21 protein-coding genes are annotated in these 21,930 nt (G+C 59.3%); 4 read left to right on the top strand and 17 right to left on the bottom strand.

All coding sequences use genetic code 11. The annotated features are described in order from the left end of the window. The first annotated feature begins 26 nt into the window (after nucleotides 1–26). On the top strand, nucleotides 27–923 hold the full coding sequence (locus HEP82_RS09340) for a LysR family transcriptional regulator (protein WP_192457829.1): 897 nt from the start codon (nucleotides 27–29) through the stop codon (nucleotides 921–923). A gap of 51 nt (nucleotides 924–974) precedes the next feature. Here HEP82_RS09340 and HEP82_RS09335 read toward each other — a convergent pair whose 3' ends face one another. The 4 genes from HEP82_RS09335 to nifL all read right to left on the bottom strand — a co-directional run bounded on the left by HEP82_RS09335 (nucleotide 975) and on the right by nifL (nucleotide 6,213). Continuing rightward, the gene (locus HEP82_RS09335) at nucleotides 975–1,490 is read right to left on the bottom strand and encodes a nitrogen fixation protein NifQ (RefSeq protein WP_192457828.1); all 516 of its coding nucleotides are present in this window, start codon (nucleotides 1,488–1,490) and stop codon (nucleotides 975–977) included. Continuing rightward, the gene (gene nifB, locus HEP82_RS09330) at nucleotides 1,490–2,896 is read right to left on the bottom strand and encodes a nitrogenase cofactor biosynthesis protein NifB (protein ID WP_192457827.1); all 1,407 of its coding nucleotides are present in this window, start codon (nucleotides 2,894–2,896) and stop codon (nucleotides 1,490–1,492) included. Before nifB ends, HEP82_RS09335 begins: the two co-directional genes overlap by 1 nt. A gap of 258 nt (nucleotides 2,897–3,154) precedes the next feature. Then, nucleotides 3,155–4,729, bottom strand: coding sequence for a nif-specific transcriptional activator NifA (gene nifA / locus HEP82_RS09325; protein ID WP_192457826.1), 1,575 nt, complete (start codon nucleotides 4,727–4,729; stop codon nucleotides 3,155–3,157). Beyond that, a complete protein-coding gene (nifL, locus tag HEP82_RS09320) occupies nucleotides 4,726–6,213 on the bottom strand; it encodes a nitrogen fixation negative regulator NifL (RefSeq protein WP_192457825.1) in 1,488 nt (495 codons plus the stop codon). Before nifL ends, nifA begins: the two co-directional genes overlap by 4 nt. Nucleotides 6,214–6,591: 378 nt before the next feature. Between nifL and HEP82_RS09315 the strand changes: the two genes are divergently transcribed. Next, on the top strand, nucleotides 6,592–7,122 hold the full coding sequence (locus tag HEP82_RS09315; RefSeq protein WP_192457824.1) for a flavodoxin: 531 nt from the start codon (nucleotides 6,592–6,594) through the stop codon (nucleotides 7,120–7,122). A 115-nt stretch (nucleotides 7,123–7,237) separates the two neighbouring features. After that, complete coding sequence (locus HEP82_RS09310) at nucleotides 7,238–7,654, top strand: GNAT family N-acetyltransferase (RefSeq protein ID WP_192457823.1); 417 nt, start codon at nucleotides 7,238–7,240, stop codon at nucleotides 7,652–7,654. 102 nt (nucleotides 7,655–7,756) lie between these two features. On the opposite strand, the gene nifM is transcribed toward HEP82_RS09310, so the two are convergent. From nifM to nifE, 10 genes are all read right to left on the bottom strand, one after another. Next, complete coding sequence (gene nifM, locus HEP82_RS09305; RefSeq protein ID WP_225622405.1) at nucleotides 7,757–8,593, bottom strand: nitrogen fixation protein NifM; 837 nt, start codon at nucleotides 8,591–8,593, stop codon at nucleotides 7,757–7,759. Next, complete coding sequence (locus HEP82_RS09300; RefSeq protein WP_192457821.1) at nucleotides 8,593–9,033, bottom strand: nitrogen fixation protein NifZ; 441 nt, start codon at nucleotides 9,031–9,033, stop codon at nucleotides 8,593–8,595. The genes nifM and HEP82_RS09300 overlap by 1 nt, the downstream gene beginning before the upstream one ends. Continuing rightward, nucleotides 9,030–9,287, bottom strand: coding sequence for a nitrogenase-stabilizing/protective protein NifW (locus HEP82_RS09295; RefSeq protein ID WP_012764136.1), 258 nt, complete (start codon nucleotides 9,285–9,287; stop codon nucleotides 9,030–9,032). Before HEP82_RS09295 ends, HEP82_RS09300 begins: the two co-directional genes overlap by 4 nt. 4 nt (nucleotides 9,288–9,291) lie before the next feature. Next, nucleotides 9,292–10,437, bottom strand: a complete 1,146-nt coding sequence (gene nifV / locus HEP82_RS09290) for a homocitrate synthase (RefSeq protein ID WP_192457820.1) — start codon at nucleotides 10,435–10,437, stop codon at nucleotides 9,292–9,294. Nucleotides 10,438–10,449: 12 nt separating this feature from the next. Continuing rightward, nucleotides 10,450–11,658: a cysteine desulfurase NifS gene (gene nifS, locus HEP82_RS09285; RefSeq protein ID WP_192457819.1), complete on the bottom strand. Its 1,209-nt coding sequence runs from the start codon at nucleotides 11,656–11,658 to the stop codon at nucleotides 10,450–10,452. A 39-nt stretch (nucleotides 11,659–11,697) separates the two neighbouring features. Continuing rightward, complete coding sequence (gene nifU, locus HEP82_RS09280) at nucleotides 11,698–12,531, bottom strand: Fe-S cluster assembly protein NifU (protein ID WP_192457818.1); 834 nt, start codon at nucleotides 12,529–12,531, stop codon at nucleotides 11,698–11,700. Nucleotides 12,532–12,954: 423 nt separating this feature from the next. Then, nucleotides 12,955–13,632 carry a hypothetical protein gene (locus tag HEP82_RS09275; protein WP_192457817.1) on the bottom strand — a complete coding sequence of 226 codons (678 nt, stop codon included), beginning with the start codon at nucleotides 13,630–13,632 and terminating at the stop codon, nucleotides 12,955–12,957. Nucleotides 13,633–14,007: 375 nt separating this feature from the next. Then, the gene (locus HEP82_RS09270; protein WP_012764129.1) at nucleotides 14,008–14,475 is read right to left on the bottom strand and encodes a NifB/NifX family molybdenum-iron cluster-binding protein; all 468 of its coding nucleotides are present in this window, start codon (nucleotides 14,473–14,475) and stop codon (nucleotides 14,008–14,010) included. Next, nucleotides 14,462–15,847, bottom strand: a complete 1,386-nt coding sequence (gene nifN, locus HEP82_RS09265; RefSeq protein ID WP_192457816.1) for a nitrogenase iron-molybdenum cofactor biosynthesis protein NifN — start codon at nucleotides 15,845–15,847, stop codon at nucleotides 14,462–14,464. Before nifN ends, HEP82_RS09270 begins: the two co-directional genes overlap by 14 nt. 16 nt (nucleotides 15,848–15,863) lie before the next feature. Further along, nucleotides 15,864–17,237, bottom strand: coding sequence for a nitrogenase iron-molybdenum cofactor biosynthesis protein NifE (gene nifE, locus HEP82_RS09260; RefSeq protein ID WP_192457815.1), 1,374 nt, complete (start codon nucleotides 17,235–17,237; stop codon nucleotides 15,864–15,866). A 376-nt stretch (nucleotides 17,238–17,613) separates the two neighbouring features. Here nifE and HEP82_RS09255 point away from each other — a divergent pair, with 376 nt between their 5' ends. Then, nucleotides 17,614–19,206: a methyl-accepting chemotaxis protein gene (locus tag HEP82_RS09255; RefSeq protein ID WP_192457814.1), complete on the top strand. Its 1,593-nt coding sequence runs from the start codon at nucleotides 17,614–17,616 to the stop codon at nucleotides 19,204–19,206. Nucleotides 19,207–19,244: 38 nt separating this feature from the next. On the opposite strand, the gene HEP82_RS09250 is transcribed toward HEP82_RS09255, so the two are convergent. From HEP82_RS09250 to nifK, 3 genes are all read right to left on the bottom strand, one after another. Next, nucleotides 19,245–19,907 carry a NifB/NifX family molybdenum-iron cluster-binding protein gene (locus tag HEP82_RS09250; protein WP_192457813.1) on the bottom strand — a complete coding sequence of 221 codons (663 nt, stop codon included), beginning with the start codon at nucleotides 19,905–19,907 and terminating at the stop codon, nucleotides 19,245–19,247. Between the two features lie 13 nt (nucleotides 19,908–19,920). Continuing rightward, complete coding sequence (gene nifT / locus HEP82_RS09245) at nucleotides 19,921–20,139, bottom strand: putative nitrogen fixation protein NifT (protein WP_012764124.1); 219 nt, start codon at nucleotides 20,137–20,139, stop codon at nucleotides 19,921–19,923. Between the two features lie 217 nt (nucleotides 20,140–20,356). Then, nucleotides 20,357–21,925 (bottom strand): nitrogenase molybdenum-iron protein subunit beta, encoded by a 1,569-nt coding sequence (gene nifK / locus HEP82_RS09240; RefSeq protein ID WP_192457812.1) that lies wholly within the window; start codon nucleotides 21,923–21,925, stop codon nucleotides 20,357–20,359. Nucleotides 21,926–21,930 lie beyond the last annotated feature (5 nt).

Below are 21,930 nucleotides of genomic sequence, written 5' to 3'. Positions count from 1 at the left end.
ATAACTCATGGTTATCAGGAGGAGAGGTGGCTTCGAACATCAAACTGCACCAGTTACAGTCCTTTGTGGCGGTAGCGCGACACGGCAGCATCCGTGCAGCTTCGCGCACGCTGAATGTCTCCCAACCGGCGCTGACCAAGTCGATTAAGGAGCTGGAAGCCTGCCTGGGTGCACGGCTGTTTCTACGCCACAGCCATGGGGTTGTACTGACCGATTGCGGCGAGGCCTATTTCCGTCACGCCAGCCTGATTCTGGAAGAATTGCGCGTCGCCCAGGAAGACATCCAACAACGGCTGGGGCAGGCCAGCGGCCGGGTCAACATTGGCATCGGCGCCAGTATCGCCCACACCGTGATGCCGGAGATCGTCACCCGTTTCCACCGTCTATATCCCCAGGTGAAACTGCGTATCACCGAAGGCCAGCTGGTGGCGATGATCCATGAGTTGAGGCAAGGGGAATTGGATTTCACCATTAACACCTACACCGGCTCATCCTTTGATAACGAATTGTTATACGAAAAACTGATGGAAAAGGAATATTGCGTGGTGGCGCGCCGCGATCATCCGATGCGCCATGCCCGCACGCTGGAAGAACTTATCGACTGTGAGTGGACCATGCCCACCCCGCGTAGCAGTTACTACAAATACCTGTACGATATCTTCGCGACCATGCCGCACGCCCCCCAGGTCAGCGTTACCTGCGAAACCCTGACATCATGCATCAGCCTGGTGATAAAAACGGATTTTCTCTGCGCACTCTCCCGCGATGTGCTCAATGCGTCCGTACTGGGTTCACATCTGGTGGAGATAGAACTGGAGCAGCAATTGCCCAAGGCATCGTTCTATCTCATACAACGCAAAGGCACCATGCTATCGCCGATGGGTGCGCAACTGGCGCGTCTGTTCCGCCAGTATTGCCGCTAACAGGAATATTGCTCCGGCCCTGATAACCCGCCATGTGTGGGCACAGCGCCGTCACACCTCCGGGGCAAAGCAATGCGACCACTCGCAACAATCGTCACAACTGGGGGAACGGCATACCAACTCACCGTCGTTATGCAGGCAGCGCTGACGATAGAAAAATTTTTTCCAGCGCATATTCTGGCTATTCATCGCCACCAGCGCCGGAAAACAGTCGGTCATCAGATCCCGCAGCTCCGCCCGGGAATCCAGCCCCAAATCCTGCCACAGGTGGTTAAACCCCAACGAAGCGCTGGCGATGATCAGGTGCATCGGCGCGGCGCCGGCCGCCATATGCTGGCGCAGCCAGCCCGCCAGTTGTTCCCGCTCTTCCTGCCTGCCTGCCTGCAATTCGCTCATCAGTGTTTGCCGCTGATCCCGCGCCGCGTCGGCCAGCGGCGGTGGCCAGTCGAGCCGCCACAGCAAATCCCGCCAGTCCGACGTCGCCAGTCCCATCTGCCGCGGAAAGCAGGCCGCGCCGGCATCATGCAACGTTAGCAGGCGCCGCAGCCACCGCTCTGTTTCTCCCATCAGGCCACTCCTTTTTCCCGGTCGTCGGACACCATCTGTTGCCGGTGCTGTTGCCACCAGCGGGACAGCACATCGTGCACGCCTTGCCATGCGCCTTCGACACAGGGTTGAATGCCATGCTGTTCCAGCTTTTGCCAGGGCGCGTAGCCGATACGGGCGCAGAACACCGCTTTCACATCCGACAGCAATGCCAGCATCGCCGCCATACGATCGTCGCCGTCGGCGGGCGCGCAATCATCGCTGCCGTGGCAGTATTTCGGCGCAAAACGTTCATTCACCAGCACCACCCCCGCCGCCGACAGGCTGTAGATCTGAAAGCGTTCGACATGGCCGAAGTGACAGTCAATGACATCGCCGCGCGATGACGCCACCGCCACCAGACAGGCTTGCGGCTCGTCGGATTCGCCGCGCGAGGCGATGCTGGCGTGCAGCCGGGCGCGTTGATGCAACAACGGCAGATAAGGCTGGGGCTGTGCGGGCAACGCCGACAGCGGGAACTGCTGGCTGCGATCTTCGCCCAGCATGCCGATGGCATCCGCCCGGCACTGCTGGCAGTGGGACATCTGCGGCATCGCCACCGCGCAACGGCCGCGCACCTCCGCCAGAAAATCCGCATCCGGCTCAGGCTGCCCGTTCAGGCCAAACACCGTGCCATGTTCCGGCCGGGCGATCAGCGGCATGATGTTGTGCAAAAATGCGCCCCACTCCCGCGCTTTCTCGCTCACCTGCAGCAGTGAACGATCGTTAATGCCAGGGATCAACACGGAGTTGATCTTCACCAACACCCCCTTCTCCGTCAGGCGCCGGATCCCTTCCTGCTGACGCGCCAGCAGCATCTCTCCCGCCTCGCGACCGGTGTAGCGTTCACCGTCCAGCCACAGCCAGGCATAGATCCGCGCCGCTTCATCGGGATCAAGCGTATTGAGCGTCACCGTAACGTGATCCACGCCGACATCCAGCAACCGATCCACTGCGTCCGGCAGCATCAGACCGTTAGTAGACAAACATAATTTCAGATCCGGCAATTGGTTACGCAGCAGTTCCAGTGTGTTAAACGTGCGTCCCATGTTCGCCAGCGGATCGCCGGGGCCGGCGATGCCCACCACCGACAACTGCGGGATCGCCGCCGCCACCTGACGGGCTTTGGCCGCCGCCTGTTCCGGCGTCAACAGCTCCGACACCACGCCGGGGCGCGACTCGTTGCTACAGTCATATTTACGGTTGCAGTAGTTACATTGCAGGTTGCAGGCCGGCGCCACCGCCAGATGCATACGGGCATAATGATGATGACCGCTGGCGGAATAGCACGGGTGATGCGCCACTTTGCTGGCTTGTAGCGACGTGAACTGTTCGGTATGGGTGGCCCGGCAGCGCGCAGCGCCTCCGGCGGAAGAGCAGGATGTCATGATTATCGCCTACGGTTACGGAGTCATAATTCATCAGGTGCAAACCCCATACCGTTGGACGATAAAATTTAATTGATAAAAAACATAAGGATAGGAATAAATACCGTTGGGGTTTTTGTCAGCATTGCGGCATTGGCGCGACAATGTGTCATATATCACAATCCTGGCCGTCACACTGCTCGCATTTATTGCTGCAACGGTGCTCACGGCGCGTGGGTCGTAAGCTCGACAAAGGCGGCGCTCGCCGCCTTTGTCTGTCTACAGTCGGTGCATATTAATGTCCATAATCTGGATGCGATAGGCCACCTGGCGCGGTGTCATCCCCAGCAAGCGGGCCGCTTTGGCCTGCACCCAGCCGGTTTTCTCCAGCGCGGCGATCAGCCGCTGGCGCTCATCCAGATTTTGATCGAGCCAACCCTCTTCCTGAGACGGCGTCGGCGCAACACTTTTGCTGATCTTCGGCGTCGTTTCATGGTGGTTGAACAGAATAACGTCGCGATCGATCAACCCACTTTCCGACATCACCGCCGAACGCTCCAGGCAGTTCTCCAGCTCCCGCACATTGCCCGGCCAGTTGTAACTCATCAGCATACGGATGGCACCGTCGCTGATGCGTAGCTGCCGCCCCTGATGCAGGGCAATCTTCCGCACCAGAAACTGCGCCAGTTCGGCGATATCCTCCTGACGCTCCCGCAACGGCGGTAGCGATACCGGCATCACGTTCAGACGGTAATACAGGTCTTCCCGGAAATTACCGGCCCGCACTTCCTCTTCCAGATTACGGTTGGTGGCGGCCACAATGCGCACATCCACTCGTATGGTTTCGTCGCCGCCCACCCGTTCCATCTCGCCTTCCTGCAAAATCCTCAACAATTTAGCCTGAAACGATGCGCTGCTTTCGCCGATCTCATCCAGAAACAGCGTGCCGCCGTCCGCCAGTTCGAAACGCCCTTTACGCTGGCGCACCGCACCGGTGAACGCGCCCTTCTCATGCCCGAACAGTTCGCTTTCCAGCAGGTTATCCGGCAGGGCGGCACAATTGAATTTCACAAACGGCGCGTCGGTGCGCGGTGAGTTGTAATGAATAGCGTTGGCCACCAGTTCCTTACCGGTACCGCTTTCTCCACGCACCAGCACGGTGGTATCCCAGCGCGAGACCTGGCGGATAATCTCCATGGTCTGGCGCATCGCCGGGCTCTTACCCACCATATTTTCGAAGCCGAACGGCCGCGGCATTTTGCAGGCGACAGGGCGCGCCGCCGGTACCGACGTATCCGCCTCGCGCCTGCTCGGCTGCATCAGCCGTACCGTTTGCGCCACCAGATTGGCGACGGTTTCCAGAAAACGGGTGCACGACGGCAGGCGCTCTTCGTAGCGCGCCATCGGCTGTGCCGCCAATACGCCGATAGGATGGGGATCGAGCCCCATCAATGGCACCGCAATAAACGGCAGGTTGTAATCATACAGGCCAAGACGATCGAGAAAACGCTGATCATCCGCCACCCGCGGCAACACCAGCGGCTGGCACTGCGCCATCACCGTACCCACCAGCCCTTCTCCCGGGCGATAACGAATCTGGCTGCCGCTGGCGGTCGTCTGTTCGTCTTCCGTATGCAGCGCCTCCACGGTCAGCGCCCCGCGCTGTTTGTCGTACAGGCAAATCATGCCGTGCTGCATAAAGGCGTCGTCATGCAAGGCCCGCAATACCGCCTGCAACGCCTGACGCACCTCCGTCGAGCGGCCCAGGGCCGCGCTGATACGCTGCACGGCGGTAAATTGCTGAGACAAATCAAAACGCCATACGACTTTGCCCGCCTCGGGTAAATGGGTCATTTTGAGCCTCCTGTCAGTGATAAAAAGAGAGGGAAACGCAGGGTCAGACAGGTACCGCCGCCTGGGCGGGAGGTCAAATCGATCGCCCCCTGATGATGGGCGACCAGCGTCTGAATCAGACGCAGCTCCATCCCCTTGCCCGGCGTGTGAAGCGCCGAAGGAGGCGCAACGTAACGCACCTGCGCCAGGGGAACGTTATCTTCCAGATAGAGCATCAGCCAGTCGTTCTCTTCCCGGACGTAAAGCTGAATATCCAGATGAAAAGGCTGAATCTCCGCCGCCAGCGACAGCGTGCGATCCAGCCACAAACTCAGACAGGCCAGCACCTGCGTGCGCTGCCCGAAGCCCATCAGCTCCGGCTCGGCCAGTTCGCAACACAGACGGTCGTTCGTCGTCAGGCGGGTGTGGTACAACGCCGCCAGATCGTCCAACAGCGCCTGCATCGGCCAATACCCGGCGACTTCGAACTCCAGCGACGGCCGGCACGCCTGTAGACGCGCCACCGCCTCCTCGCCTTCCCGCCAGGCGGACTCCAGCGCCACGTTGCTGCGATCCTCGCCGTTCAGCCGCCGCGCCGCCGCCAGCATATTGAGCGGGCAGTTAAGCTGGATCAGCGCCGCATCCAGCGATTCGCGGATCGCCGCCAGCAGTTTACCGTTGGTCATCTGCTGCTTGAGGCGGTCTAGCCGCCCCTGCTGCTGTTGTTGCTGTAGCTCCGTGCAATCGGTAATGACGATCAACGTGCGCGGCAGCGCGGCGTCGGTGAAATAGCGGCTGGCCTCTTCGCTGACGCCGGGCAGCGCCCAGTACCCCAGCGTTAACCAGCGCACCACGCCGCGCATCATCACCGGCATCGGAAGGCCATCCCGCAACTGCGCCTTATTATTCGGGTAATCCAGCACCGCCAGCAGTTCCTTGCCGCCGCAGTCCGCGCACAGGGTTTTGTAGGCCAGGTTATCCATGATCACCTGGTCCTTGCCGTCCACCACCACCACCGCCGCCGGAATGTTGTTGAGCACCGCGGTGATCAGCGTCATGTGATTACGTAACCGCTGCTCCAGCGCATAGCTGGCACTGATGTCCTTGTGCATCGCCAGATAGTGCTCCAGCTCGCCGTGGGAATTGACGATCGGCGTAATGTCGATCTCCGCCAGATAAAGGCTGCCGTCGCGACGGCGATTGATCAGCTGCCCGCGCCAAGCGCGCCCCGACAGCAGCATCTGCCACATATCCTGATAGACCTCGACCGGCGTCTGCTGGCTGGCGAGGATACGGTGATTCTGCCCCAGCAGCTGCGGCAGGTTATACCCGGTCAGGCGGCAGAACGCCGGATTGGTATAAACGATGCGCGCCTGGGGATCGGTCAGCGAGATCGCCACGGAAGACTGCTCCACCACGGTGGAAAACAGCGACGGATGCTGACGCGATAAGTGGCTGGCAATCTCTCCCAGCGGAAACGACTCCGTCATCAGATTCATGGTCATTCAGGTGGCTCCCCACAAAACAGCGACTGTTCTGTCGGATTCGCGACAATTTGTGCCACGCCGCCGACAGCCATTCCGGCCATCCGCCGGTGGGAAATAACCATGCAAACACTACACCCTTTATTGTTTAACCCAATTAAACATTGATCCTGATCCCTGTTTTAGCGCCAAAATCGTCTCCACCCCTGTCAAACAGGCGATCGCGAGGCATTTCTCGCGTGGTGCACGCACAAAAAAAGCACAGCAATAGTGCAATTCCGCGCCATGACTGTGCAAAGAATCAACAAAAAAACTGGCATGGCATTCGCAATAATTCCGTCAGGCGCCTTCTCTCATGAGGCGGCGATGTCCTTTTTTATGGGTTGTCAGGAGTGTGTTATGGCGAACATTGGTATTTTCTTTGGCACCGATACGGGCAAGACCCGCAAGATCGCCAAAATGATCCATCAAAAACTGGGAGACATGGCGGACGCGCCGGTCAACATCAATCGCACGACGCTGGATGCTTTTTTGTCCTATCCGGTGTTATTGCTGGGTACCCCTACGCTGGGCGACGGTCAGTTGCCGGGGTTCGAAGCCGGTTGCGAGAGCGAATCCTGGCAGGAGTTCATGGATACGCTGGCCAGCGCCGATCTCGGCGACAAAACCGTGGCGCTGTTCGGGCTGGGAGACCAGAGAGGCTACCCGGATAATTTCGCCAGCGGTCTGAAGCCCCTATACGACGTAGTCACCGACTGCGGCGCCAAGGTCATCGGCGCCTGGCCCAACAGCGGTTATGAGTTCAATACCTCCGCCGCACTGGTGGATGACCAGTTCGTCGGTCTGGTGCTGGATCAGGACAATCAGTTCGATCTGACGGAAGAACGGGTGGAAAACTGGCTGGCGCAGATCAAACCAGCCATTGTGTAAACCGCTGCCTCGTCCCCGGACTGGCTGGGGACGGGGTTGCGCACATCTTTCCCGCCCGCCGTTTTTTGGTCATAGTCATGGCACCGATAGCATTCCCCTTTGTACGGAGACTCCCATGACGACCGCAATCCGCACTATCACTCTCGACGACTGCCTGTGGCTGCGCCACAAGGTACTCTGGCCGCAATATGAACCCGCTTACTCGCGGGTCGAAGGCGACGAGCAGGCGCAGCACTACGGCGTCTATCGGGATGACGCGCTGATCAGTTGCCTCTCGGTGTTTGATGTGAGTGATGGCGTCTGCCAGATCAGAAAATTCGCCACCGACCATGATGACCAGCGGCAGGGCTACGGCAGCCTGCTGATGGCACATGCACTGGAAAGCATGAGAGAACGGGGGATCCGCCGCGTAACGCTCAACGCCCGGCTGAGCGCCAGCCCGTTCTATGCCCGTTTCGGTTTTGTCGCCGCCGGCCCGGTCACGCTAAAAGCCGACATCGAATACATGGTGATGCAGGTGACGCTGGCCTGAGGCGGTTCCCACCGCGCGGTGCGACGTGTTGCACGGCCGATCCCCGCCGTTTTTTGCCCACCGCCGCAGGTTTCCGCAACCGGGACGGGACGCAGCACACGCTTATTCCGGTACTGACGTCTCGCCGCTGACCGGGCTTTCGTCCGCCAGTAGCGTCGCCAGCCACTGACGTTGCTGCTGCCGTTGACGCTGGCGCAACAGATAATCGCTGGCTTTCGGCAGGGCTTCGCTTTCCGGCAACGGCGCTTCCGGGCGGATCGTCTCGCACCACAACAGATGCCAGCCGATTTCCGTTTCGACAGGCTCGCTCACCTGCCCTTCCCGCAGCATAAACAAGCTTTGCTCCAGCTCGCTGAACAGCAGACCACGGCTCACCCAGCCCAACAGCCCGCCTTCCAGCGCGCTGGGGCAATGCGAATAGCGGCGTGCCAACCGCTCAAACTGCGCCGGTTCGCGGCACAATGTACGATGGAAACCCCGTATCTGCGCCCGCACCAGCGTCGCCGTCCGCTCATCCTCAGCCGTCAGCAGCAGATGATGGGTCAGCCGCTGTTCCGGCCGCAGGAAACGATCGGCATGCTGCCGGTACCACAGCACCACGTCCTGCCCGGTAGGCGCGGCCGCCTGGGCCGCCACCCAGGTCAGTTGCAGTTCCATCAGGGCGTGATGGCGAATCACCGCCTGCCGCTCCTCAGGCGCAAAATCGGCCTGCGCCAGCGGCTCCGCCAGTTGCTGCTCAATCAATTGCAACATATCGTCGGTCACTGCCAGCGGCTGGCATCGCGCCGCCTCGACCACCGCCTGCTCCAGCCGACACTGCCGCGCCAGCTGACGCTGAAAGTCGTCCTGATGCTGCGGCGGCAAAGCGTCCGGCAGACAGTGAAAGCGCGCCTGCGCCAGACGAAGACGGCTGAAACGCCGCCAGGCGGACGACTCCATCACACATCCTCCGCCAAGGCCAGCGCCGAGGCCGGCACCTGAAACCAGCGCTCGCCGAACATCACCGTGTAGCAATCCCCCTGCGGCCCTTGCCCGGTGGCCTGGATCTGACCACTTTGCCCGGCGTCGACCACCACTTCGCCCGCAATCGACAGCGCGTGAGCGCTGTAAATCCAGTCGCCATACTGAAAATCGCCCGCCGACCAGGGGGCGTCAGCGGCGATCAACTCCTGCTCGCGGCAGCCCACGGTGCGGTCGGTGTCCAGAAAATGCACCTGATAGATCACCTGATCCTGCAAAAAGACGCCCCACTCCCGCACATAACCGACGCTGCCGCGCCGCACCAGCAGATCGCCGCGCCGCATACCGGCCATGGTGCCGTCGTTGCGGATCGTCCGCACCACCCGTACCTCAGCGCCGAAGGTGAAACGCGGCCTCATGACGCCGCCTCCGCCGTCAGGCTGCGATAGCTTTCCGCCAGCAGGCGCCGCGCCAGTTGCCAATCGGCGTTGGTATCGCACTCCAGGCTATTACGCAGCGGCACCGCAGTACGCAAGCGACGGTGGAACTCGCTCAACACCGGCAAGCAGCGGGCGCTGAGTGTCGCCGGATCGTAAGGGACGGAAAAAAAGGTGAAAAACGCTTCGGCGGAATCCAGACTGCTCACGCCGGGCAGGCGATAGAACCACTCCATAACATTATCCCCCCTGACAGCGCAGCGTATCGCTGCCGTACAAATCCTGGTAAATCGCCACCAGCTCGTAGTCGCGCGGGTTGCGTTTCCAATGCTCCGCAAACCGCCGTACCGCCATCAGCAACATATCGGTCTGCGGCGCGTCCAGCAGATAACCCAACTGGGCGAAAATCCCCCCCACCGCCTGCCGCCCCGAATGTTTGCCCAGCACCAACCGGAAATCCCGCCCCATCAGCGCCGGATCGATGCCCTGATAGCTGCTGCGGTCTTGCAACAGCGCCGCCACATGCACGCCGGATTCGTGGGTAAACACCTGCTCCCCCACCAGCGGCTGCTGTATATCGATAGTACGCTGCGCCGCCTGCGCCACCTGGCGGCACAGGTCGGGCAGCCGCTCGAAGCGGATGCCGCACGCCTTGCCCAAACAACGTTGCAGCGCCAGCGCCACGGTTTCCAGCGCGGCATTACCCGCCCGCTCTCCCAGGCCGAGCACCGTGGTGTTGACGTGCGTTGCGCCGGCGTGCACTGCCGCCAGTGTGTTGGCGGTCGCCAGCCCCAAATCGTTATGGGCGTGCATCTCAATCTCGCCCGACCAATACTGGCGCAACGTGCTGATGCGTTCGAAAGTGGCGAAAGGGTCGAGCAGGCCGATGGTATCGGCAAAACGCAGCCGCTCCGCCCCCGCCGCACCAGCGGCTTCCGCCAGTTGCCGCAGGGTATCGTCCTGCGCGCGGGAGGCATCCTCGCACCCGATACACACCCGCATACCAAGCTCACGTGCCAGCATGATCAGCGCCGATAGCCTCGGCAACAGCGCCGCCAGCGGCTGATGCAGTTTCTGCTGCCGCAGCCGATCGGAGGCCGGGATGGAGATATCCACCCAGTCCATGCCCAGATCGGCGCTTTGGCGAATCTCCAGTTCGTTCATGCGGCACCAGGTCATCATCACCGTGGCCGGCAGACGACGCCGCACCACCGCAATGCGCGCCCGTTCTTCACCGCCCATCGCCGGCGTGCCTATCTCCAGCGCCGGGACGCCCGCTTCGGCCAGCGCTTCGGCAATCGCCAGTTTCTCGCTGGCGCGAAACGCCACCCCAGGGCTCTGCTCGCCGTCGCGCAGGGTGGTGTCATTGATGATTACGTCCACCATCGCCAGCCTCCGTCAGCCATAAGTCGGGGTGAAATCCGCGCCGGACGCCGCCAGCGGTTTCCCCTGCTGCCAGTAGGGCGACAAAGTACGCAAGCGTGCGATGATCGGCGGCAACTGCGCGATCACATAGTCGATTTCCTTCTCACGGGTATAACGGGACAACGAGAAACGGATACTGCCGTGCGCTGCGGTGTAGGGAATGTTCATCGCCCGCATCACATGGGACGGCTCCAGCGAGCCCGATGTGCAGGCGCTGCCGCTGGAGGCGGCGATGCCGGCATGATTCAGCAACAGCAGAATGGCCTCGCCTTCGATAAATTCGAACGCCATGTTGAGGGTGTTCGGCGTGCGCGGCTGGTTTCCCCCCATCACCATCACGCTGGGAATAGCCTGCTCCAGCCCGGCCTGTAACTTATCGCGCAGCGTTTCCACCGATGCCGTCATCATCGGCAGATGCACCTCCGCCAACTCACAGGCGCTGCCCATACCGACGATCCCGGCGATATTCTCGGTGCCGGCGCGGCGCCCGCGTTCCTGATGGCCGCCGCGCAGCAACGGCCGAAAGCGCGTACCGCGCCGCAGATACAGACACCCGACCCCTTTCGGGCCGTGGATCTTGTGCGCCGAGCAGGAGAGCATGTCGATCTCGGTGGCAGACAGCACCATCGGGATCTTGCCCACCGCCTGTACCGCATCGCAGTGGAACAGCGCGCCATATTCATGCGCCAGCGCCGCCATCTCCCGTACCGGGAACTGCACCCCGGTTTCGTTATTGGCCCACATCACGCTGACCAGCGCTACGCGGTCACTCAGCAGTTGACGGTACTGCGCCAGATCCAGCTCGCCTTCCGGCGAGACCCTCAGACGATGGATAAGGTATCCCTGGCGTTCCAGATGTTCGCACACCGCCAGCGTGGCCGGGTGCTCGACAGCGGTGGTGATGATTTCGCGCCGTTCCGGCATCAGCTCCGCCGCCGAATGGATGGCGGTAGAAGTCGCCTCCGTGGCGCAGGAGGTGAAAATGATCTCGCTGTCGTAGCGGGCGCCAAGCAGGCTCGCCACCTGTTGCCGCGCCCGCTCCAATGCACCGCGACACGGCGTACCGAAATCATGGATTGACGACGGGTTGCCGTAAAAATCGGTCAGGAAAGGGAGCATCGCCTCCAGCACCATCGGATCAAGGCGCGTGGTGGCGTTATTGTCCAGATAAACGTTTTTCATGTGCAGTGCCTCGTTGAAATCTTGATTTACAACAACAGCTTACGCCGCCACTACTTCCATATAACGCCCAGTGCGTTCCACCAGTTTCTGCTGTAGCCAGGCCAGCGTCATATCGGTCATCATGCAGCCGCTGCAACTGCCCGACAGGCTGACCGTCACCTGATGGCCGCTGACATTGAGCAACGACATATCACCGCCGTCAGCCTGAATATGCGGGCGCAGTTCCGCTACCGTTTCCGCCACCAGTTGCCATTGCGGATCCCGCACGGCGATCGTGGTCGCGACAACATCGGGCTGCGACGCCTGTTCGCTGAGGATCGCCGCCAGCGCCAGTTCGATCTTTTCATGGCAGGCGGTACAACCGCCGCCCGCCTTGGTGTAGTGAATCACGTCCTGCAACGTAGTGAGCCCGTTGGTCAGCACCGCACGACGAATCTGGCCTTCGTCCACCGCGAAACATTTGCAGATCAGCGCGCCTTCCTCGTGATCGTCCTCCAGCGATTCGCCGCGGTAGTGGGCAATCGCCGCCCGCAGCGCCTCTTGTCCCATCACCGAACAGTGCATTTTTTCCGGCGGCAGGCCGTCGAGATAGTCGGCAATCTGTTGGTTAGTCACCTGTCCGGCCTCACGCAATGTGCGGCCGATGATCAGTTCCGTCAGTGCCGAGGAAGAGGCAATGGCGCTGCCGCAGCCGAAGGTCTGAAAACCTGCATCCAGAATCGTTTCCGTCGTCGGATCGACGCGCAACATCAACCGCAGAGCGTCGCCGCAGCTCAGCGAACCCACATCGCCCACCGCGTTCGCCTCCTCCACCACTTTGGCATTGCGGGGATTAAAAAAATGGTCTTTCACTTTCTCGGAATAATTCCACATCGTCGTCTGCTCCCTACGGTCTGGGCAAAAGCGCCGGCACACGAGCCATCCTGACCGGCAGGCGTCCCGATACTGGCTGAAATGGCCTGAACCGACGTGCCGCACTGCGCCGCGCGCATTTCATGAACTGGGTAAACATGACAGAGCAAATGTGATGCCAGTCACACAAATAGCGTTAATTCAAGGGGATAGCCCACAACCATGGGGAAAAAATGGCGACGAATGTCGCGGTTTATGTCGGATTTGTCAGAGAGGTGACATTTGTCGGATGGGTGTTTGCGGCATGGTGAAGGCCCGACGCCGTGCCAAGACGGCCCCGGTTTGGTGTGGATACACCGGCGAATCCTGCCCGCTATTGGAACCAACCTCTTTTCCCTGATGAAAAAATCATTACCAATCGGAATCAATATAAATCCGGGCGACTTAATATAATATTTTTACTATATTCAACATCGATTCAGGAAATAGCCGTTCTTTAACCCTGATAATTAATGAGCTTTCCAGTTCTCTTGAATCAATCTTTTCCCTGACTTCACGCCGGTGGTCAAAGATAAATCCTTTCACGAATCCGGGAACCGCGGCACTATTCATATTCGCCAGAAAACTTTCAAAATACTCATCCTCTTCCCGGGCTTTTTCATAACGGAAACCCAGTTGGCTGAGTTTCAGCAATACGGAAATGCGCACGGCCATATCAAAAATCAAAAGTGATTTCAGCAAGATACTCTCTTTGGGTGGTGGGCAAGGAAGCCCATCGCGATTCAACACGCATTCAGGCGTCATGAGCCTGACATTATTCTCGACGATATTGCTATGGGTGCTGATATCAAACCCACGATGAGCAATGGCGTAATGCAGTTCCCGAAAATAATACAAACTGTCATCCCCTAAATTACGCATGATGTATTTTATTTCCCGGCTAATACTCTCGTCCATTTCATCCATGTAATCGATTAAGGAAAATAACGATTCAATATAGACGCCGTGATAGAACTTTAATCGTCTCAGCTCAACCGGCGGCGGTGCCGTCACAATCTTTTCCAGGAAACCGTTAATCTTCGTCATATTCCATTCAATGGAGTGCAGAATCTCATCTTTCATAAACACAATGCCTTGAAATGCAATTAGTAAAGAAAGGTGCTTCGGCGCGCTAGCCTGTTCACTTTATTGAGGTTACTGACCAGGAAAAACCCCGTCCTGGCCATCGCCGTTGTGCAATACGAAGACTGCTGGGTACAGATCCACGCTTCGTCCCCCCACGCATTGGCCGCAAAAGTAAAAGGCCCAATACGCGAATAAAAAATAGAGGGATGCATGGTTTAAAAGGATAGTGTATCGCGCCAACGGCGCAAGGCTTGTGCAGAATTTCACGGTGTTTTTGAGAGAGATACCCTCATAAGGCATAGCAATCAGGTCGGATAGGACTGCCTCTGTAAAGGGCCGGCAGCCCCGGCCGTCTCGCAATATTCATCGTCTTTACAACCTGTCATCCCCCTCGCTCCACTCCCGTTCGGCGATCAAGCGAGCGAAGCGATCCGGATCACGCTGGCGGCGCACGACCCGTTGCTCAGTGTCGGCCCAGAATTGCTGGATCTGCTGCAACAACAGGGCGATCGGCGTATCTACCGGTACGCGCACCGCCCGCACCCCCACTTGCAAGAGCTGACGGAATACCGTGTCGCCAATCGCCACGCAGTAAAGAGTGACGCAATCCTCCAGCGCGTCGATACGACAGGCGAGTTTGTCCTCTTGATGGCCGTACTGCACGTTGAAATCCACCACATGCAGCAGCGTGACTTCATGTTGTTTGACGCCATAGATCACCAGCCGCGGCGTGGCGCCGAAATGCTGGTCTACATGGTGATAGTCCGAGCTGGCAAACGCGACCTTCATCGACCATACCGCCGAACTGATGGTGCTGAGATGGCGATTAACATGCGGCATCGTTCACCTCCGGCGCGGGCTGCGGCGCAAAATGCTGGCGCAGCGGCGAACGGTACGCCGCCATGTGGTGATGGCGCTCTTGCATCAGGTTCGCCAGTTCAAACAAGGTATCCCGTATGCCGGCATACCCCTGACGAGGGCGCCGGAACTCCCCCAGCCGATCGAAGATGGGAAATCCGGCGCGAATCAATGGAATGCCGAACTGCTCGGCCAGATCCGCCGCATGGGAATTGGAGACCAGCAGATCGGCGGGCGTCACGCACAACCGATCCTGCATATCCTCCAGATCGCCGATCAAGACCTCATCCACCGGCAGGGTCAACAACCCCGGCTGGCTCACCGGCGCCACCACCGGGCCGGGCAGCAAGCCCTGGCTAAGCGCGAAATCACACCAGGCAACCAGCAGATCGCCCTCTGCCGCCAGCGCCAAGCGCGCACCCTGCACCCACATGTGGCAGTCGATCATCGCGTCCTGCAATTGGCCGCGCTGGCGCTCGATCCACGCGGGCACATCGCGCCCGGCCAGTTGCTGTAAATGGTGGATCAAGCGGTCGACCATCTCCAGCGTCATCAGATGCGGCAGATTGAGCGCCAGCCCGCGACTGCGCATCGCCATCAGGCTAGCGGCGCGGCTGAAAGAGGCGCCGATGCAAATGGTGCTGAGGCTTTGCCCCATCTGCTCGATGCTGCGCAACGCGCTACCGCCTTGAGTCACAGGATGAAAATCGCCGCTGGCCAGATGGCCGTCCAGCGACTGCGACAGATCCGGCAGGATCACCGGCTGTAGCCCGAAGGCTTCCACATAGCTGCGGATCAGCTCCACATCACCGGGGTTCAGCAAATGGCTGAGCAGCAGGTTAACCCGTCGGTTACGCATCCCGGCCGGCGGTTTCTCCGGCACCCACTGCTGGATCACGCTTTCCACCACCGCGCTGAAACCATTTTCCAGCGATCCATAAAAATCCGGCGTGTTCACCGTCAGGATCGCCACCGTTCGGAAGCGCGGATAATCCTCGCGAAACTGCCTCACCGCCCGCGACAGGTCGCTGCCCTGTGCTTCCGACAAGCCGGTGCTCATCAACACAATGGCTTTCGGCGCATTGCGCTGGCACAGCGTGGCGAGCGCGGTGAAAATATTGTCGTCTGATCCCATCACCGTGGTGGTCGGATCCATCGCGGTGGATTGCAGCGGGATCGGATCATGGAAATGCTGAATGAAAAATACCTTGGCGAACGCGCTGCACCCTTGCGCACCGTGCACCAACGGAATGCTCTGCTCAATCCCTTGGCTGGCCAGAATCGCCCCCAGCGGCTGGCCGCTCTTGATGGGGCTGGTCGCCAGCGGTTTTTTACTGCGAATAACCTGAGCCATAGCCTCTCTCCTTACCTTACTGCCACGGAGCGCGTTGATGGGTTTGCGCCCAAATCGGGCTTTCCAACGTTAAGCAAATCTGCTGCGCCAGGGTGACGATGCCGCGATAACCGGCAAAGGCGTGTTCCCGCTCCTGATTAATATCCAGAAACGGCAACCGCGCCTTGTAGGCGGTATACATGTTGCGACCGCCGGCGATCATCATGTCCGCGCCGTAACGATAGGCCACATCCAACAGCGTGCGGGCATTGCCCTCATCCAGCATGATGGCGTCGTCTCCCATCAGTTCGCGGATGCGCTGTTTATCTTCTCCGGTGGATTTACGGGTGCCGGTCGCCACCACCGTCATGCCCAAATCCTGTAGCGCGGAAACCACCGACCAAGATTTCACGCCGCCGGTATACAACAGCGCCTTGCGGCCGCGCAGCCGTTCGCGATACGGCGCCAGCGCCCGTTCGGCGGCGGCTTCCTCGCGGGCAATCACCTGTTCGGTACGTTGCAACAAGTCATCGTCGTCGAGCAGCGCCGCCAGTTGGCGCAGCGCCTCCGACATGGCGCGCACACCATAGAAGCTGCCTTCAAACCAGGGCGTGCCGTAACGCTGTTCCAGCGCACGAGCGACGTTGATCAGCGCCCGGGAGCACACCAGCATATTGGCTTGCGCCCGGTGCATGGTCTGGATTTCAGCAAAGCGGCCGTCGCCGGACAAGCTGCCCAACACCCGGATCCCCAGCTCATCCAGCAACGGCTGAACGTGCCAGAACTCGCCCGCGATGTTGAACTCCCCGATCAGACCGATATCGTGGCGATGCGTCGGCGCAAACGGCGTATCGTCCGGCCAGGGCGCCGGTTCGCGGCTGCCGATCACCTGCCTGACCATCACCTCACCCGCCAGCCGGTTGCCCAGGTTCTTGCTGCCGTAGAACCCTGCCGCGTCCACCGCGATCACCGGCACGCCGGCCGCAACCGACGCCGCCCGGCAGACGGCATCGATATCATCGCCCTCCATCGCCGGCACGCAGGTGTTGTAGATAAACACCGCCGCCGGATGGTAACGGCTGACGATATGCCGCACCGCATGGAACAGCCGTCGTTCACCGCGCCCCATGATCACATCTTGTTCGTTCAGATCGGTGGTGAAACCCAACCGATTGAGGGTCGGCCCCGAACTCTGGCTACCACGGTTATCCCAGGAGCTGCCGGTGCAACCAATCGGCCCGTGCACCAGATGCGCCACATCCGCTAACGGCAACAGTGTGATCTGCGCGCCGTCAAAGGCGCAGCCGCCGGCGGTGGCGCCGGGTTTGGGTGCGCTACATCCTGATTTCTGCTTATGGTTATGCTCGCAGGCAGGCTCGTCGAGCAGCGCCAGAATCTCATTCCCCTTCATGTCATCCCCATCCAGTCAGTTGACCTGTATAGAGAAATGCAAATCGCGGGCCACCAGTTATTGATTGATTTTTAAGGAAATAGATATGTCAGCTTTACGACAAACCCGACAATGACAGGAGAGACATCGCGCAGCATTCGTCACAGCGTGAGCACGATTCGGCCGGTTGGCTCTGCGTTATTGTTAACCTATATCAACAATCACCGTCGGCAAAAACATTAGGCTGTGCCTCCATCGGGCGTAAAATGCCACGTCTGACCGAAATTCATCGTTTAAGTGATTTTTTGCTTTGCCGAACAAGATCCACCGCACTCATCGGATGGAAGGAACCATAACGGCAGGCAGGGACAATGCAACCATCCAAAGGAGAATAAGGATGTTAGAGAAAATTAAAATAAAAAACGGGCTTTATAGCGTCATTGGCGTATTCGTAGTGCTATTACTGTCTATTTGTACCTTTAGCCTGTATTCATCTGCGCAAAGCAATGTTTCCATCATCAAAGTGAATGACATTGAAGGCCGGCAAGTCATTCCGTTGTATTCGGCCTATTCGGAAATGTTGAATGCCCGGCTGGCTGGCATCAACGTGGCGCTGGCCATCGAAGATAAAAAGGATAACGCCACCATCCAGGCGGGCTTGGAACGGCTGAATGGTTACATCGCTTCCGCCAACACCACCATGGCGGAACTGCGCCACATCAAAGCAGTCACTCCCGAGGGGCAAGCGCTCCGTGACGAGATTGACGCCACGTTCAATGACTATATGAACAACGCCATCGCGCCGATGCAGGCCACGCTGCGCGACCGTAACATCGATCAGTTTTACAACCGGCTAATGCCGGATGCACTGGAAAAAGGGGCAACCTTTCGCCTGAAGCTCAATCAGTTCGTGAACGTTGCCAAAAATGTCGGCACTGAAGAGATCAACCATGCCGAGGCCTTCTACCGTCACACGGTGAAGATCCTCATCACCGCACTGACGATCGTCGTACTGTTAAGCCTGTTCACGCTGAAATTTATCCGTACCGTGGTGATAGGCCCAATGCAAAAAGTCAGAACCTATTTCGGCATGATGGAACAGGGTGTACTGACGCTGGATATTCCGCCGCAACACAATACCGAGATGGGCAGGCTGATGGTGTCGCTGAAAGACATGCAGCAGGCGTTTCGCAACATCGTGCTGAATGTCAGGGATTCCTCCAGCTCGGTGGCTGCCGGCGCTGAACAGATTTCCGCCGCCAACAAGGATTTCGCCGCCCGCACCGAAGCACAGGCGGCATCGGTAGAGCAAACCGCCGCCAGCATGGAGCAGATCACCGTTTCGGTACAGGAAAACACCGCCAATACCGGCCGGGCCATGACGTTAACGGCCTCGGTGGCGGAGCTGGCAGAAAAGAATGCCAGCAACTTCGGCCAGTTGACCGACCGTATTCGCCACATCGCCGACAGTTCCAACAAGATCAACGACATCATCAGTATCATGGACAGCATCGCCTTCCAGACCAACATTCTGGCGCTGAACGCGGCGGTGGAAGCCGCCCGCGCCGGCGAGGCGGGCAAAGGTTTCGCCGTGGTGGCGTCCGAAGTGCGTAACCTGGCGCAGCGCAGCGCGGGGTCTGCCCGTGAAATCAAGGAATTGATTGAAAAAACCGCGTCGGAGATCGCACAGGGGGAGAAAGTCGCCGGCCTGTCTATTCAGGACATGGCGCAATTGACGGATCAAATCAAAAAAGTGAATGAATTCATGGTGGATATCTCGATGGCCACCAGCGAACAAGCCAAAGGGATCGAACAGGTGCATACCGCCATCACCCTGCTGGAACAAGCTTCCCAACAAAACGCCGCGTTGGTGGAAGAATCTGCGTCGGCCAGCGCTTCGTTGCACGAACAAGCGAAAAATCTGGACGACACCATGACGTTCTTCAACCTCAACGACGGCGCTCAATTGGCCATCACCGCCCCGCGTTGATCACTGTCATCCCGCCGACCGGCGGGATGATAGCCCCCTTAAAACACCCGGTCTTCCAGCGGATTGCCTTTTTCCAGCCGTTTCGCCAGCCACGGCGGCAGGCGATCCGCCAGCAGTGCCTGCAGGGCGTCGCGCTGCGACTGGATGGTGGTGCCTGGCGCCACCTTCATCGGATGGATATTGTGGCGGATGATACGCGCCGCCGCCGGCCCGCCGATCGCTTCGCAAAACAGCAGATGGCAGCCGTTCAACAGCGCCGCCCGCACCTCATTGCCCTCCTGATCGCCGGGCTCGGCCGGATAACGACGCAAATCGCACAGCCAGGAACCCACCTCGTCAAACCCATAAATAAAAAACAGGCGGCACTGGCCGAAGTGGCCATTGATGGTGATGCCGTCCTGCGATGAGAATGCCGCCAGCAATTGCGGCTGCCGCCCCGGCGGCGTCGCCACCGTCAGGTGTTCCGGCAGGTTGCCGCGCAGATACGCCAGCACCTGCTGCCAGCGGCTGCGGGTCATATTCTCCGGCGCGACCGGGAAACGCGCCGCCAGCACCGGTTGTGTAAACGACTCCAGCCGCGCCAGATCCAGCGTCTCACCATTATCCTGGCTCAGCCAGTTCAGCAGTTGCGGCGGCGACAATTCCGGCAAACATTGAATCAGCGCGAACAGTCGCCAGAACAGGACATCATCGTCAGACATGTTCATTTCTCCTTTATCCGAGCTCAGAGCGCGTCGCCCGCAGGCTGACCGGGAACACGGGCTTCGCCTCCTGGGGATTGATGTAGTAACACTTCCCCCCTTCCAGCGCGACCCGGCCGCCCCAGCGCTCCGGCTGGTCGAACTCCACATCGGTTACTTTCGCTTCCAGATCCAGCTTGGCGATATAGCAGTACAGTTGCGCATTGCGCTCACGAAAAATCACCACCGGCATCGTTTTCTCCTTAGCGGCCAGGACGGCCCGTCCCCGTTGATCATCGCGCTTGCAACGCCATGACCGACGACGCCGGATCCCGGCCTGAAAATGTCTTCGTTTCCCCCGACTGGCGTCGCGTCTGCCCGTCGCAGCAACAATACGCAGGGGGAGAAACACTCCCCCTGCGCACGTCGCAGGCAAGCGGCATACAGGGCGCAGGCCGGGGTCTTCGGCATTAACGAATCAGATCGAAGTTGTAATCGGTCTTGCCCAACTTCATGGTGTCGTGATCCAGTTTTTCCAGTACCGCATTCACCAACGTGGTAAGGATCGCCATCGCACCTTCATACCCCCAGGTGGTCTGGCGGTGCAGGTGGTGACGGTCAAACAGCGGGAACCCGAGCCGGATCAGCGGCACTTCAAACTGCTCGCCCTTCGCCAGCGTATCGCGCTGGATGAACTTGCCGTAGGAATTGCCGATCATGAAATCCGGTTTGTTGGTGAACATCAGCGAACGGAAATGCCACAGATCGCAGTTGATATACACCTCGCTGTCCTGCCCGTAAGGCGAGGCATCGAGCATTTTCTTCATCGCCTTCTGCCAGCGCTTGTTGCCGTTGTGACACAGGATCACCGTAGGCTCGCAGCCCAGTTCCAGCAGGAATTGGGTCAACCCCATGACGAAATCCGGATCGCCGTACAAACCAAAACGCTTGCCGTGCAGCCAGGTGTGGGAGTCGAGCATCATGTCCACCAACCGGCCGCGCTCCAACGTCAGGACATCCGGGATCGGTTTGCCGGTCAGCTCGCTGACGGTCATCAGCAGTTGGTCGGTAGCCGCCAGCCCCATCGGCACCGGTACGTCGGTAGCGGGCTGTTGCCACGCATCCTGCACCACTTTTTTGGTTTTGATCAGGTGCCACGGCTGCAACAGCAGCGTGTCGATGGCGTTCGGCGCCTCGCGCATCGCCTGCTGAGATGTGCCGCCGGCGTACATGCGGTAGTGGCCATCGGCCGGGGTATCCAGCACCTCGGACGGATCGGACAACAGACTGACCGGCACCTCCATCTGCGCCATCATCCGTTTAATCACTCGATAGTTACCGAGATAGGTTTCAAACCCAGTAACCAGATTCAGCCGTTGCAGGCTGCCGGGCTGGTAGTTTTGGCCCGTGCCAGTGGTAAAGGTGCGGGCGAAGCCTTCAAACATGTTGTCCCAACCGGTGATGTGGCTGCCGATAAAACTGGGCGTATGGGCATAAGGGATCGGCATCTCTGCATCCACAAAGCCGTCTTTCTTGGCGTTGGCGATAAATGCCTGCAAGTCGTCGCCGATCACTTCCGCCATACAAGTGGTGGACACGGCGATCACCTCGGGCTTATACAGCGCGCTGGCGTTCTGTAACCCGCTGTTCATATTGTTATTACCACCGAACACAGCGGCGTCTTCCGTCATGGAATCCGATACACAGGCAACCGGCTCCTTAAAGTGGCGGTTGAAATAGGTACGGAAATAGGCCACACACCCTTGCGAGCCGTGCACATACGGCAAGGTATTGGCAAATCCCAGTGCGCAGAGTACCGCGCCCAATGGCTGACAGGCCTTGGCCGGGTCGATGGTCAGCGCTTCGCGCTTGAAATTCAGTTCTTTGTATTCTTCGGTGGTGGTCCACTCGAAGACCTCGCGCACGCGCTGCTCGTCGTGGGCTTCTTCCATCCCGCGTTTGTTGCGAAACAGCGTCTGGTATTCATCCTGCTCGAACAAGGGGAAGCAGGGTTCGGTTTTCTCAGCGGTTTGACTCATGGTGT

This window comes from Musicola keenii, from assembly GCF_014855505.1.
GTDB classification, from domain to species: Bacteria; Pseudomonadota; Gammaproteobacteria; order Enterobacterales; family Enterobacteriaceae; genus Musicola; species Musicola paradisiaca.
The sequence above is the reverse complement of the archived record's forward strand: the minus strand, read 5'-3'. Positions and strand labels throughout refer to the sequence as shown.